Source organism: Arthrobacter sp. NicSoilB11 (genome assembly GCF_019977375.1).
GTDB lineage: Bacteria > Actinomycetota > Actinomycetes > Actinomycetales > Micrococcaceae > Arthrobacter.
This window is the reverse complement of the sequence record NZ_AP024657.1, coordinates 323,740-337,616: the sequence shown is the minus strand read 5'-3', so window position 1 is coordinate 337,616 and position 13,877 is coordinate 323,740. Positions and strand designations below refer to the sequence as shown.

Genomic DNA, 13,877 nt, shown 5'->3' with positions numbered 1-13,877 from the left:
TCACGGGGCGGTGCTCGCGCGCACCACCAGTTCCGCCGGATAGATGACCGGTTCCGATGCCTCTTCGGGGTTTCCGATGGCGCTGACCAGAAGCTTTCCTGCCGCAGCAGCCATCTCCACCATGGGATGGGCCACCGTTGTCAGTCCCAGGCCGTTCGCCGCCTGGATGGAATGGTTATCGAAGCCGACAACCGCCACGTCGACGGGCACACGGCGGCCCGCACTTCGAAGAGTGTCCACGACGCCAAGCGCCATGAGGTCGGACGCAGCGAAGATCCCGTCCACCTCAGGCGCCGTGGACAGCAGGTGCTCCGTAGCCTCCGCACCTCCCGCCGTCGTGAAGTCCCCGTGGATGACGGGCCCGGGCTGGAGGCCGGCTTCCCGCAATCCCTGCAGCCAACCTTCCAGGCGGTCGACGGCGGCTGTCATGTCCGTAGGGCCGGCAACAGTTCCGAGCCTGGTGCGGCCGATGCCGGCCAGGTGCCGCGCTGCCAACCGGCCGCCCTCGAAGTTGTCCAGGTCCACGTAGGGAATCCCGGATGCCGTGTCCCACGGCCTGCCGATGAAGACGGTTGGCAGCCCGGTGGCTCCCAGGGTCTCCACCCAGTCGTCCGCCCGGTGATGGGACACCACGATCGCGCCGTCAACGTGACCGCCGCGCAGGTAGCGGATGGTCCGTGCAGAATCGTCCCCTGCCCGGGACATCAGCAGGACCAGCTGCAGGTCCGTATCGCGCAGTGCCTCGTTGACTCCCGTGATCACCGCAGCAAAATAAGGGTCCATCATGACCCTGGCATCAGGTTCAGGGATCACCAGGGCCACCGAACCCGCACGCCGGGTAACCAGGCTCCGCGCAGCACGGTTGGGCGTGTAGCCCAAAGCGACGATCGCGGCGTCGACGGCCGCTTTGGCTTCGGGACTCACCTTCAATCCGCCGTTGATGGCACGGGAGGCAGTAGAGCGGGACACGCCGGCGGCCGACGCCAGGTCCTCCAGCGTTGGACTTGGCCGCCCCGCCCCTGCCGGGGCCGGGCGGCTGGAGTTTGCGTTCATTACACCGACAATACGACACCTTGACCTGATGCCGGCACGAGGTTGCTGGCCGCCGTCATGGCGTTGCCGGATGCCACCGCCGCGTACCACAAACCGCTCGCTTTCGGGACACGATTCTGGGTTGGATAGTCCACCCGGACCAGGCCGAAGCGCTGATGGTATCCAAAGGACCATTCAAAGTTGTCCAGCAGGGACCATGCGAGATAGCCGCGGACATCCACGCCGTCTTCGATGGCCCCGTGGACGGCCTGGAGATGGGCTGCGAAGAACCCCAGCCGGTCCTGGTCGTCCACGAACCCCGCTTCATTGGGAACATCATTGTAGGCGGCCCCGTTTTCGGTGATGTAGATGGGGATCCCGGCCGGGCCGGTGTAGTCTCCATGCAGCCGGTTGAGCAGGCGCCGCAGCCCCTCCGGCTGGACCTCCCAGCCCATGCCCGTTCTTGGCAGGCCCCTTGGAACCGACCGCGCCCCGTCGGCCGCCACGAAAGGGGAGGACACCGGGCGCGCTGCCTGCCCGGGGACCGACGTCGTCTCCTGCCCCGCCTGTTCCCCGGGGTCCGCCGGGTCCTTCGTGAGGGATTCACCGTGGTAGTAGTTGACGCCCAGCAGGTCCAGCGGCGTGGAAATAAGATCCAGGTCACCGTCATGCACCAGGTCAGCCATTCCCAGGTGTGCGACGTCTGCCAGGAGATCGTCCGGATACTCGCCGCGGAACAACGGGTCAAGGAAAATCCTGTTGAACTGCCCGTCGATCCGCCTGGCAGCGTCCCGGTCGCCGGCGCTGCCGGGGTCCCTGGGATCGGCGACCGTCAGGTTCAGGGTAATGCCCAGGGACGTTGAAGCGTCTCGGCGCCGGAGTTCCCGGACCGCCAGGCCGTGACCCAGCAAAAGGTGGTGTGCCGCAGCAAGGGCTGAACGGGGCTCCTGACGCCCCGGGGCGTGGATGCCGGCAGCGTAGCCAAGGAAAGCCGAACACCACGGCTCGTTAAGGGTCGTCCAGATGCGGACCCGGTCCCCCAGCACACTGTGCATCAGGGCCGCGTACTCGGCGAAACGGTATGCGGTGTCCCGGTTGGCCCAGCCGCCTTTCTCTTCAAGTGCCTGTGGCAGGTCCCAGTGGTAGAGGGTCAGCCATGGCGTGATCCCGGCGGCCAGCAGTTCATCCACCAGGCGGGAGTAGAAGGCGATCCCTTCCGGGTTGGGTGTGACGCCGTCGGGCACGCAGCGCGCCCAGGACGTGGAGAACCGGTACGCCTTCATGTGCAGCTTGCCCATGAGCGCCACGTCCTGCTTGTAGAGCCGGTAGTGGTCGCAGGCCACGTCACCGTTGTGGCCGTCCGCGACGGCACCGGGCAGCCGGGCGAACACATCCCAGATGGAGTCCTCTCGGCCGCCGGTGTGTGCTGCGCCTTCGATCTGATAGGCAGCTGTTGCCGCGCCCCAGAGGAAACCCTCCGGAAATTCAAGTCGGGTGGGACTCATCCTTTGACTGCTCCTTGCATAATTCCAGATACGAGTTGCCGGCCTGCAGCGATAAAGAGGAGCAGGAGCGGGATGGTGGCCAGGACTGCGCCGGCCAGGACCACAGAGTAGTCCACGAAGTGGGCCGCCTGGAGCAGCTGCAGGGCCACCGGAAGGGTGGGGTTCGAAGGGTCAAGGACAATGAACGGCCAGAAGAAGTTCGTCCAGGTGGCCACGAAAGTGAACAACGCGAGCATGGCGGCAGCAGGCCTTGCCGCCGGGAATCCGACGTGCCAGAAGGCCTGGATCATGGAAGCGCCGTCCATCCTCACAGCTTCAATCAGTTCATCCGGGAGGGCGTCGCGCAGGTACTGGGTCATCCAGAAGACGCCGAATGCGGTAACAACGCCGGGGATGATGACGGCCCAGAGGGATCCGGTCCATCCCAGTTTGGACATCAGGATAAACAGCGGGACTACGCCGAGCTGGGTGGGAACGGCCATGGTTGCGATGACAAACACCAGCAGCGCCTTGCTGCCGCGGAAGCGGAGCTTGGCGAAGGCGAATCCGGCAAGGGTGGAGAACACGACGACGGATGCCGCCGTCACGCAGGAGACGATAAGGCTGTTGCCCATTGCCTTCCAGAACGGAATGCTGTCAAAGACTTTGGCGGCGTTGGCCAGGAAGTTCCCGCCAGGCAGCAGCGGGATGCCGCGGCTCAGTACGGTGTTGTCGTGGCTGCCCACCAGGAAGGACCAATAGAGCGGAAAGAGGGACGCCAGGAGGACAGCGCCCAGGAAGCCGTAGATGAGGAAGCCGGGCCGGCGGTCACTTCCGTGGCCCGACCTTTGTTTCCGGGTACCTGGCCCGCGCCGCGCTGCTGCCTTGGCCGCCCCCTTCCCGGCGGACTGTTCGATCATGGGAATGGAGCTCACTTGCGGCCTCCGTTGCTTGCGATGCGTTTGGTGATGAGGAAGTTGAGCAGGGCGATCAGCACGATGATCAGGAAGAGCAGCCAGGCCACGGCAGATGCCCTGCCGAAGTTGCGCTGGCCCCAGCCGAGTTCCCAGATGTACATGGTCAGCGTCTGCCACTGCCTGTCCGCTCCGCCCAGGCCGGACTGGTCGAAAACCCGCGGTTCGTCGAAAATCTGAAGACCACCGATGGTCGATGTGATCACCACGAAGATCACCGTTGGCCGCAGCATGGGAACGGTCACGGAAAAGAACTGCCGCAGCCTGCCCGCGCCGTCGATTGTTGCCGCCTCGAACACATCCCGGGGTATGGCCTGCATTGCTGCGAGGAAGATCAGCGCGTTGTAGCCGGTCCAGCGGAAGTTCACCATGGTGGCAATAGCCAGGTGGCTCGCAACGGACTCTGAATGCCACCGGACCGGGTCCAGCCCTGCCGCCGTCAACATCCCGTTAACCAGCCCAAACTGGTCCGCAAAGAGATTGTTGAAGATCAGGCCTACTGCCACCGGCGCCACGACGAAGGGGACCAGGACCCCCATCCGCCAGAACGTCCTCGCCCTCAGGTTCGCGTCCAGCACCGCCGCTATCACCAGGGCGATAACAACCTGGGGAACGGAGGACAGGATGAAGATGCTGAAGGTGTTGCCCACGGCGTTCCAGAAGTAGGGCTGGGCCACGATGAAGGCGTAGTTTTCCAGGCCCGTGAACTTCCCCTGGCCGCCGATGAGGTTCCAGTTGTGCAGGGAAACCCATGCCGTGTATACCAGCGGGAACAGCCCGGTGACCGCGAACAGGATAAAGAACGGCGAGATGTAGAGGTAGGGGGACAGCTTTACGTCCCACCTGGAGACCTGCTGCGAGAAGGCCAGGCGCCGGACACTCTTCGCGCCCGCCGGACGCGGGGACTGTCCCCCGGCGCTTTGGGGCTTGACCCGGTCGGTGACAGTCATGCCTAGAGGGCTTTCACCGCGGCGGCGAACTTCTCCCAGGAGGAGGCGGCGTCGTCGGATTTGTCCACATCCACCCGGGTGAGGGCCTGCTGCATGGCGTCGTTGATGGCAAAGAACTTGGTTCCCTTGAAAGGCGTCACGTCAACGGCTTTGGCGCGTTCGGCGAAGATCCGGCCGGTGGGCGCACCGTTGAAGAACCCGTTCGTCTGGTCCAACAGTTCACTGCTTTCCAGGGCCTTCTTCTGGCTGGGGAAGGTGCCCTTGGCAGTGAATGCCTTGATCTGCTGTTCGGGTGCGGTCAGCCAGCCTGCCAGCTTCTTCGCCTCGGCCTGGTGCGCGCCCTGGGTGGGGACCGTCAGGTAGGACCCACCCCAGTTTCCGCCGCCGCCGGGGAAGACGTTGGCCACGTCCCAGCCGGCGACCCCCGCCGCGTTGCCCTCGATGACACCGAGCATCCAGCCCGGGCAAAGGGTGGTGGCGAAGGCGCCGGTCTGGAAACCGGACGCCCAGTCATCGCTCCACTGCTTGAGATGAGCTGACAGCCCGTCCTCGGTGGAGGCTTTGAGGACCTGGTTGTAGGTGTCCCTGACCTTCTGGTTCTCCGTGGCGATGACGGTGCCGTCTTCCTCCTCGTAGACCTTGTCAAGCTGGGTTGCTCATGCCCTGGTAGATAGCCCCGGCGGAGTCGAACCAGGCGGACTCCGGCCTGGCGGCCTTGAATGCCTTCCCGGCTTGGAAGTAGCTGTCCCACGTGGTGCCCAGCAGTTTGGCAACTTCCTCACGCTGGGTGGGCAGGCCGGCCTTTTTGAACTGCTCAGCGTTGTAGCAGACGGCCTCAGGGCCGGAGTCGGTCCCGTAGCCAAGAAGCTTGCCGTCGGCGGTTGTGGCGGCCTCGGCCTTCCAGTCCAGCCAGCGACCTTCAACAGCGGGGTCGCTCAGGTCCGCGAAGCGGTCCGGATACTGCAGGAGTTCCGGGAGCCAATCCACCTCTACGGCCTCGATATCGGACAAGCCTGAGCCGGCAGCCAGGCGCGTCGTGAGGTTGTCCCGTGCTTCATTCGTGGTTGCCGCCTTCTTGTGCACAATGGTCACGTTCGGATTCAGGGCTTTGTATTCCTCAAAGAGCGCCTCATAGCCGAATTCGTTGAACGTGCCGACCGTGAGCGTTACGGGCTCGGATCCCGTTGCACCGTTGACTCCTGCCTTCTCGGGCGATGAGGAACCGCACGCGGTCAACGACAGGGCAAGGCACGCGGCGGCAGCCGAAAGCACGGAGAACTTGCTGGGGTTTTTCACAGGGGAAGACTCCTTCGTCAGAAATGCCCCATTGGTCCGATGGACGGTGGGGCTGGGGAGCGGTGGGGACGGGTCGGAGGCCGATCCGTGGTGGGAGCGCTCTCACCAAATGGTGTCCCATCTCACAGATGGTTGTCAAGGCGAGGTAGGAGCGCTCCCATATGCCCTTGTCGACACCCCGTTGCGGTGTTAGGCTTCCCCGACGAGAGCGCTCCCACGGCCGCGTCTTTTCGCCGCCCACATCCGTCTCGACGAATCCCACCGACGAACAGGACCAGCAATGCCGCTAGCCCACCTGCCCCAACCGCCGCGCGCCGAAAGGCCCAACGGCCCGCAACCGCGGCGAATGAAAAGCCCCCTCAGACACGTCACCGGCACGGCGGTCCTCCTGGCCGGCCTGATAGGCAGCGGAGGAGGAATGGCCGTCGCGTCGCCCGCCGCACCACAGGCATGGGCCCCGACCCAGGCAGCCGCGCCCCAGGCCCCCCTGCCGGCCGCGATCCCGGCTCCTCCACAGGCGACGCAACACCCCTTCGGACCCAATGTGTACGTCTTCGACCCCAGCATGCCGGTGGCCCGGATCCAGGCAACGATGGACTCCATCGCGGCGCAGCAGGTGGACGACGAAATGGGGACCAAACGCTATTCCCTGTTGTTCAAACCCGGCACCTATGGAACCCCGGAGCAGCCGCTGATTGTCCAGGTGGGCTACTCCACGGAGGTTGCGGGGCTGGGTGCTGCACCCACCGACGTCACCATCAACGGGCACGTGGACGTCTACAACCGCTGCCTGTCCGCGGACAACTGCATCGCGCTGAACAACTTCTGGCGTTCGCTGTCCAACCTCACCATCAACGTCACCGGACTTGAAGGCTGCCGCAGCTCGGCGAACTTCTGGGCGGCTTCGCAGGCCTCACCCATGCGGCGGATCAACATCACCGGCGGCAACCTTTCCCTCATGGACTACTGCACGGCAGGGCCGCAGTACGCCAGTGGCGGCTTCATCGCGGATTCAAAGACGGGCGCCGTCATCAACGGCTCACAGCAGCAGTACCTGGTCCGCAACAGCAGCATCGGCAGCTGGTCCAACGGAGTGTGGAACCAGGTGTTCTCGGGCGTAAACGGGGCGCCTCCGCAGTCCTTCCCGAACCCGCCGTACACCACCCTGGCCGCCACGCCGATCAGCCGCGAGAAGCCGTACCTGACGTTGGATCAGGCCGGTCAGTACAACGTGTTCCTGCCCGCCGTCCGCCAGGACTCTGCCGGGACCACGTGGGAAAACGGTCCCACAGAGGGCCGCAGCATCCCCTTGGCCGACTTCTATGTCGCGAAGCCCGGCGATTCAGTGCAGGCCATCAACTCCCAGCTGGCCAGGGGAAAGCACCTCCTCCTGACCCCGGGGGTGTACGACGTTGACCAAAGCATCGAGGTCAAGCGGGCAGGAACCGTCGTTCTCGGGCTGGGCATGGCGACCCTCACCGCCGTCAACGGAGCGGTCCCCTTGACGGTGGCGGATGTCCCTGGTGTCGACGTCGCCGCCGTCACCATAGATGCCGGAGAGATGGAGTCACCTGCCCTGATGCGCGTCGGCAAGGCCCGCCAGGGCGCAGGGAGCGGGCCGGCCAACTCCGCCGCCCTCAGTGATCCGGTCAACCCCACCACGCTCCATGACGTGTTCTTCCGCATCGGCGGCCCGCATGTTGGCAAGGCTTCGGTCAGCCTGGAAGTCAACAGCGACAACGTCCTCCTGGACCACATCTGGGCCTGGCGCGCCGACCATGGGAACGGCGTCGGCTGGACCACCAACACCGGCGCGAACGGCGTGATCGTCAACGGCAACAACGTCACCGCCACGGGCCTGTTCGTGGAGCACTACCAGCAGTACAACGTCATCTGGAACGGCGAAGGCGGCAAGACCGTCTTCTTCCAGAATGAGCTCCCCTACGACGCGCCCAACCAGGCAGCGTGGCAGCACGACGGCGTCCTGGGCTGGGCAGGTTACAAGGTGGCAGATTCCGTCAAAACCCACGAGCTGTGGGGCGGCGGCAGCTACGTGTACAACAACGTGGATCCAAGCATCCACGCCACCCGTGGCTTTGAGGTTCCGGTAACGCCGGGTGTGAGGCTGCACAGCCTTTTGACGGTGAACCTCGGCGCGGGAACGCTGGACCACGTGGTCAATGACACCGGCGCACCGGTGTCAACCGACGCCGTCGGAGTTCCCAGCTACGTAGCCGACTTCGGCTAAAGAACCCCCTCAGGACCACCGCAGGGCGCGGTGCGGCAGTCAAGGCCGCACCGCGCCCTGCTACGTGTTTCGAAGTGCCTTCCCTCGCAGCCCGGCCCCGCCCCACACGGCCAGGAGCAGCGCCACCAGCAGCAGGCCGGCGTCGCCCAGATCGACGGACGCCAGCCACGCGGTCAGCGGATCCTCAGGGGCAAAGGCCGCGTGGAAGAACCCGGCCAAGGTAATCACCGAGATGAACAGCGCCGAGACCGCGGAAATGCCCGTGACCAGCGCGTTGAAGCCGAGCTTCCGCCGGGGATCATCCAACGCGGAGCGGTACATCCGCATCATGGCCATGCCGTTCAGCGAGTCGCACAGGGTCATCGCGGCAGCGAAGGCAAGCGGCAGCGCAAGCAAGGCGAAGGGCGGCACCCCGGCCAGCGAGGCCGCCGTCGCCATCATCAGCAGCCCGATGGTGGTGGCAGTATCAAAGCCCAGGCCGAACAGGAAGCCGATCACATAGATGCTCCTCGGCCGGCGCACCCGGGACAGCGGACGGGCGAGCAGCCGCGCCACCAGCCCCTGCGGCGCCAGGTCCCGGTGGCCTATGGTGGCGCCATCACGGGCGCGCCGGTAGGCAGAAAGTGAGCGGGTGAACGCGGAGCCGTTGAACAGTCCCATGGCCAGCAGGAACAGGCCGGACACACCACTGCCAATCAGGCCCAGGACCAGGTTTCCGGCCGTACCGTCCTGCATCAGTCCGCCCACCACGGACGCGCCGGCGATCACCAGCACGCCTGCCAGGGTCACCACTGAGCTGTGGCCCAGGCTGAAGGCGAAGCCCACGCTCACCGGGTCCTGCCCCTGGGCAACGAACCTGCGGGTGGAGTTGTCGATCGCGGCGAGGTGGTCCCAGTCGTAGCTGTGCTTCACGCCTGCGAGGTAAGCGGTGAGCACCAGCCCCGAGGACAGCGGCCGGCTTCCTGCGCCGAAGGTCCCGGCTAGCAAAAGGACGACGGCGGCGGCATGGAGCGCGGCTACCGCACCGAAAGTGAACAGCACCCGGGTCCGGAGCGGCAGCAGGTCCCGGGCACGGTAGAGGATGCCGATGCTGGTCATCAGTGCTTCCTCAGGTTTAGCGGGGCCTGGCCGTACCAGAGTCCGCGGAGCAGGTCCGTGCAGGAACGGAGCAGCAGGTTCAGTTCGTCGGTGCTGTGGGAGAGGCTCCGCAGCACCAGTCCGGTTGTGCCTGCCACGGTGCGGGTCAGGGAGATGCCGGTCAGCGATTCCCGGCCGGCGGTGAGGCCGTGGAGTTGGTCGGCGAGCGCCTGGTCCACCCGTGCGTCCACCACCACCAGCGACGCCAGGTGGCTGTATCCCTCCATGAAGCCGAGTCCGGTGACGTCGTGGAGTGGCGGCCGGATCAGCAGGTTGTCCAGTGCCAGCAGCTGCGGGTCACCATCAGCGGCCTCAATATGGATGTCGTTGCGCAGCCGGACTTCCTGGTACCGGAAGGCGGCTCCGTCGGGCGACCAGCCGGGGGTTACTACCTCGGCCATGACCAGGCTCGACGACGGCCGCAGGGTCACGGAGGTCCGCTGCCGGTAACTGGCCTGGCGGTAGGCGATGAGCTGGTCGGGCATGAGTTCCAGCCGCGCCCCCTCCCCCAGCCGCACAGTCATCCGCTGCTCTGCAAAGGACCCGGGAGTCCGGTAGACCTTCGTGGCGGACTGGGTGGTCAGGAGAAGGTCGGCCCCAGCCTGGACCTCAACATCAACAAGGAAGAGGTCAGCGCCAAGATACGCCCCGCCAGGATTCACCACGACATAACAAACCTGCCCGGAGTCATCGAGATAGTGCGGGCGGAGTACCCGAAGGGCCCCCTCATGGAACTGATGTGAGGCAAGGGACCGGCGGCCCCGCAAAGTGACGCCCAGCTCAAGCCGCCCCATAGGTGACTGTCCGTGGCTGGATCCGGCGGCTTCGCCGGATTTGGGCAAGTCCACGACTGCCATGTCTAGTGCGCCAGGTCGAGCATCAGGACGTCGTGCCGGATCCAGTCGATGACCTTGTCCAGGCCCTCGTCAGTTTTCAGGTTGGTGAAGCAGAACGGTTTGTTGCCTCGGAATTCCTTGGAATCCCGCTCCATGACGGCCAGGTCAGCCCCGACGTGCGGCGCGAGGTCGGTTTTGTTGATGATGAAGAGGTCGGACTTGATCATGCCCTGGCCGGCTTTGCGCGGGATTTTTTCGCCCTGGGCCACGTCGATGATGTAGATGGAGAAGTCCACGAGTTCGGGGCTGAAGGTGGCGGAGAGGTTGTCGCCGCCGGATTCGACGAAGATGACCTGCAGGTCGGGGTGGCGGGCTTTGAGTTCCTCGATGGCGGCGGTGTTCATGGAGGTGTCTTCGCGGATGGCGGTGTGGGGGCAGCCGCCGGTTTCGACGCCGATGATCCGGTCCACGGGGAGGATGCCGTTGGCGGCGAGGATCTTGGCGTCCTCGATGGTGTAGATGTCGTTGGTGATGGCGGCCATGGAGATCCCGCCGCTCATGTGCCGGGTGAGCCGCTCCACGAGCTGGGTCTTGCCGGCTCCCACGGGGCCGCCGATGCCGATCTTGATGGGTTCAGACATATGTCCTCCTTTGACTCAAAAGCACAGTATTTACAAGCACGGTCAGCTCATGAACATCCGGGCACGTTGGCGTTCGTGCCGCATTTGCGAGATTTCCAGCCCCGGACTGAGGGCGCCGAAGTCGTCCAGCGTCAGGCGGGCGATGCTGTCGATGGCGGCAGCAACGTCGTCGTGCGCTTTCCGCAGCACCCGCTGCCCGGCGTTCTGCCCCAGGGGGATGGCGCGGACGGCATTCTGCGTCAGGGAGGTGGCGGTGGCAAAGAGGTAGGCGGCGAGCGCCTCCTGGAGCGGCACGCCCAGGGAGCGGGCGACGACGGCGAACGCCAGCGGCTGGTGCCCGGCGGCCCGGCCCGTGGTCACCAGGTCCCGGTACAGTTCCAGCGCAGGCGACGGAAACACCTCCGCCCCGATCTCCAGCAACCGAAGCCCCATTTTGATGCCCGCCTCCCGCACCTGCCGGGGCAACAGGGACGCAGAGAGCAAAGTATCCAGCTCCCCCACATCAACACCCCCGTAGAGAAAGCGGATGGCGAGCCCGTCAGAGTATGTCAGCTGCTGCCCGATGAACGCGCCGAGCCAGATACCGAAGGACTCTTCATCAGATACGAGCTCCCGCTCGATGTATGTCTCGAACCCAAGGGAGTGCGCAAACGCCCCGGTAGGCAAAGCGGAATCGACAAGCTGCTGAAGCGCCAGCTGATAGTTAGTGGCTGTGCTCAGCATGGCGGAAAGGTACAGGCATGACGCGTTCCTGGCGGGTGTAGGGGACGGCATTGTGGCGGAGGTAGTCCTCGACGGTGTGGTCGTAGGCGCACACCATGACGTCCGCCCCGTATTCGGAAGCGGCGTCGAAGAACTGGGCCTGGAGGTGGCGGTTGCCGAGGGAGTGCGCGGTGACGCCCATTTCGGAGATGGTGCGGGGTGCGATGACCAGGACGTCGGTGGGCAGCACGGACACCACGATCATGTTGGCCTCTTCCACGTGGAGGATGTCGCCGTCGCGGAGGTCCCCGGAGCCGGAGGGGAGGCGGATGCCGATTTCCTTTCCGTGGTCGGTGGTGGCGCGCTGGATGCGTTTGACCAGCTGGGAGCTGGGAAGCACCACCTTTTCCCGGTGCAGCCCGGCGTAGGTTTCGGGGTCCGGAAGGTCGTGCAGGTTGCCGAGGACTTTGTCGATGATCACGTGGGGGCTCCGGTGGGGTCTAGAACAGGAAATAACGCTGGGCCATGGGCAGGACGTCCGCGGGTTCGCAGGTGACGTCCTCGCCGTCGACGGTTACCTGGTACGTTTCCGGGTCCACCTGGATGTCGGGGGTGGCGTCGTTGTACTTGAGGTCGGCCTTGGTGAGGGTCCGGATGCCGGAGACGGCCCGGATGACCTTTTCCAGCCCCAGTTCCTGGGGTACCCCGGCGTCGATCGCGGCCTGGGACAGGAAGGTGATGGAGGACTGCTGCATGGCTTTGCCGAACGTGGCGAACATGGGCCGCATGGTGCGGGGCTGGGGAGTGGGGATGGAGGCGTTCGCGTCCCCCATCAGTGCGTAGGCGATCTGCCCGCCCTTGAGCACCAGCTCCGGTTTGACGCCGAAGAATGCGGGATCCCAGAGGACCAGGTCCGCGAACTTGCCCACCTCCAGGGACCCTACGGAGTCGGCGATGCCCTGGGCGATGGCGGGGTTGATGGTGTATTTCGCCACGTAGCGCTTGAGCCGGAAGTTGTCGCTGCCCGCGCTGCCATGGATTCCTGCGGCGGAATCTTCCAACACCCCGCGCTGTTTCTTCATCTTGTCCGCCACCTGCCAGGTGCGGGTGATCACCTCGCCCACCCGGCCCATTGCCTGGGAGTCGGAGGAGGTGATGGAGAAGATGCCCAGGTCCTGCAGGACGTCCTCGGCGGCGATTGTTTCGGCCCGGATCCGGGAATCGGCGAAGGCCACGTCCTCGGGGATGTCCGGGTTGAGGTGGTGGCACACCATGAGCATGTCCAGGTGCTCTTCGATGGTGTTCCGCGTATAGGGCAGCGTGGGGTTGGTGGAGGCCGGCAGGACATTGGGCATGCCGGCAATCTTGATGATGTCCGGGGCGTGGCCGCCGCCGGCACCCTCCGTGTGGAAGGTGTGGATGACGCGGCCGTCGATGGCGCGGATGGTGTCCTCCACGAATCCGCACTCATTCAAGGTGTCGGTGTGGATGGCCACCTGGACGTCGTACTCGTCCGCCACCTTCAGGGAGGTGTCGATGGAGGAGGTGGTGGACCCCCAGTCCTCGTGGACTTTCAGCCCGATGGCACCGGCGCGGATCTGCTCGGCCAAAGGTTCGACGGCGGACGCGTGGCCTTTCCCGAACAGCCCGATGTTGATGGGCAGCCCCTCAGCCGCCTGCAGCATCCGCTGGATGTGCCACTTTCCGGGTGTGACGGTGGTGGCCTTGGTGCCTTCGGCAGGGCCGGTGCCGCCGCCGATCATGGTGGTCACCCCGCTGGCCAGGGCCGTGGGCACCTGGTCCGGGGAGATGAAGTGGATGTGGGTGTCGATTCCGCCGGCAGTGAGGATCTTCCGTTCGCCGGCGATGATTTCGGTGCTGGCCCCGATGACGATGTCCACGCCGTCGGTGATCTGCGGGTTCCCGGCTTTGCCGATGCGGAAGATATGCCCGTCCTTGAGTGCCACGTCCGCTTTGTAGATGCCGGTGTAGTCCAGGACCACCGCGTTGGTGATGACGGTGTCGGGAATGTCCTCGTCGCGGGTGGCCTGGCCGTTCTGGCCCATGCCGTCGCGGATTACCTTGCCGCCACCGAACACTACTTCCTCACCGTAGACGGTGAGGTCCTGTTCGATCTCGAGGAACAGGTCGGTGTCCGCCAGGCGGATCCTGTCACCGGCGGTGGGCCCGTACAGGTCCGCATACTGCCGGCGCGGGATCTCGAAGCTCACTGGACGTCCCCTTCCTGGCGGGTGCCGCCGTCGAGCTTTCCGTTGACCGCGTTGCTGAGCCCGAACACCTCGCGGCGCCCGGCCAGTTCGATCAGCCGCACGCTCCGGGAGTCCCCCGGCTCAAACCGTGCAGCCGTTCCCGCGGGAATGTCCAGCCGCCGGCCGTAGGCGGCGTCCCGGTCGAAGGACAAGGCAGCGTTGGCCTCGGCGAAGTGGAAGTGGGAACCCACCTGGACGGGCCGGTCGCCGGTGTTGGTCACGGCCACCTCGATCGCGTCCCTGCCCGCGTTCGCGGTCACGGGCTCCGGCCGGAGAACGTACTCGCCTGGGATCATTGCGGCTCTCC

At 65.4% G+C, this 13,877-nt stretch carries 12 protein-coding genes and 1 pseudogene; 1 reads left to right on the top strand and 12 read right to left on the bottom strand.

Going from position 1 to position 13,877, the window contains the following annotated elements; all coding sequences use genetic code 11:
• The 5 genes and pseudogenes from LDO14_RS01655 to LDO14_RS01635 form a co-directional block, all read right to left on the bottom strand.
• Positions 1 to 1,053, bottom strand: a complete 1,053-nt coding sequence (locus tag LDO14_RS01655) for a LacI family DNA-binding transcriptional regulator (protein WP_223993443.1) — start codon at positions 1,051 to 1,053, stop codon at positions 1 to 3.
• Positions 1,053 to 2,537: a family 1 glycosylhydrolase gene (locus LDO14_RS01650; RefSeq protein ID WP_223993441.1), complete on the bottom strand. Its 1,485-nt coding sequence runs from the start codon at positions 2,535 to 2,537 to the stop codon at positions 1,053 to 1,055. Before LDO14_RS01650 ends, LDO14_RS01655 begins: the two co-directional genes overlap by 1 nt.
• A complete protein-coding gene (locus LDO14_RS01645) occupies positions 2,534 to 3,451 on the bottom strand; it encodes a carbohydrate ABC transporter permease (protein WP_223993440.1) in 918 nt (305 codons plus the stop codon). Before LDO14_RS01645 ends, LDO14_RS01650 begins: the two co-directional genes overlap by 4 nt.
• Positions 3,448 to 4,440: a sugar ABC transporter permease gene (locus tag LDO14_RS01640; RefSeq protein WP_056388319.1), complete on the bottom strand. Its 993-nt coding sequence runs from the start codon at positions 4,438 to 4,440 to the stop codon at positions 3,448 to 3,450. The genes LDO14_RS01645 and LDO14_RS01640 overlap by 4 nt, the downstream gene beginning before the upstream one ends.
• A gap of 2 nt (positions 4,441 to 4,442) precedes the next feature.
• Positions 4,443 to 5,736, bottom strand: a pseudogene (locus LDO14_RS01635) (extracellular solute-binding protein).
• A 346-nt stretch (positions 5,737 to 6,082) separates the two neighbouring features.
• Between LDO14_RS01635 and LDO14_RS01630 the strand changes: the two are divergent.
• Positions 6,083 to 7,984, top strand: coding sequence for an adenylyl cyclase (locus LDO14_RS01630; RefSeq protein ID WP_223993438.1), 1,902 nt, complete (start codon positions 6,083 to 6,085; stop codon positions 7,982 to 7,984).
• Positions 7,985 to 8,044: 60 nt separating this feature from the next.
• Here the strand turns inward: LDO14_RS01630 and LDO14_RS01625 are convergent, their stop codons facing one another.
• The 7 genes from LDO14_RS01625 to LDO14_RS01595 form a co-directional block, all read right to left on the bottom strand.
• On the bottom strand, positions 8,045 to 9,082 hold the full coding sequence (locus LDO14_RS01625; protein WP_223993436.1) for a nickel transporter: 1,038 nt from the start codon (positions 9,080 to 9,082) through the stop codon (positions 8,045 to 8,047).
• The gene (locus LDO14_RS01620; RefSeq protein ID WP_223995350.1) at positions 9,082 to 9,915 is read right to left on the bottom strand and encodes an urease accessory protein UreD; all 834 of its coding nucleotides are present in this window, start codon (positions 9,913 to 9,915) and stop codon (positions 9,082 to 9,084) included. The genes LDO14_RS01625 and LDO14_RS01620 overlap by 1 nt, the downstream gene beginning before the upstream one ends.
• Before the next feature lie 65 nt (positions 9,916 to 9,980).
• Positions 9,981 to 10,598: an urease accessory protein UreG gene (gene ureG / locus LDO14_RS01615; RefSeq protein ID WP_223993434.1), complete on the bottom strand. Its 618-nt coding sequence runs from the start codon at positions 10,596 to 10,598 to the stop codon at positions 9,981 to 9,983.
• A 42-nt stretch (positions 10,599 to 10,640) separates the two neighbouring features.
• Positions 10,641 to 11,321, bottom strand: a complete 681-nt coding sequence (locus LDO14_RS01610) for an urease accessory protein UreF (RefSeq protein WP_223993432.1) — start codon at positions 11,319 to 11,321, stop codon at positions 10,641 to 10,643.
• A complete protein-coding gene (gene ureE / locus LDO14_RS01605) occupies positions 11,302 to 11,781 on the bottom strand; it encodes an urease accessory protein UreE (protein ID WP_018770905.1) in 480 nt (159 codons plus the stop codon). Before ureE ends, LDO14_RS01610 begins: the two co-directional genes overlap by 20 nt.
• Positions 11,782 to 11,800: 19 nt before the next feature.
• Positions 11,801 to 13,531 (bottom strand): urease subunit alpha, encoded by a 1,731-nt coding sequence (gene ureC / locus LDO14_RS01600; RefSeq protein WP_223993431.1) that lies wholly within the window; start codon positions 13,529 to 13,531, stop codon positions 11,801 to 11,803.
• Positions 13,528 to 13,866, bottom strand: coding sequence for an urease subunit beta (locus LDO14_RS01595; RefSeq protein WP_018770907.1), 339 nt, complete (start codon positions 13,864 to 13,866; stop codon positions 13,528 to 13,530). Before LDO14_RS01595 ends, ureC begins: the two co-directional genes overlap by 4 nt.
• Positions 13,867 to 13,877 lie beyond the last annotated feature (11 nt).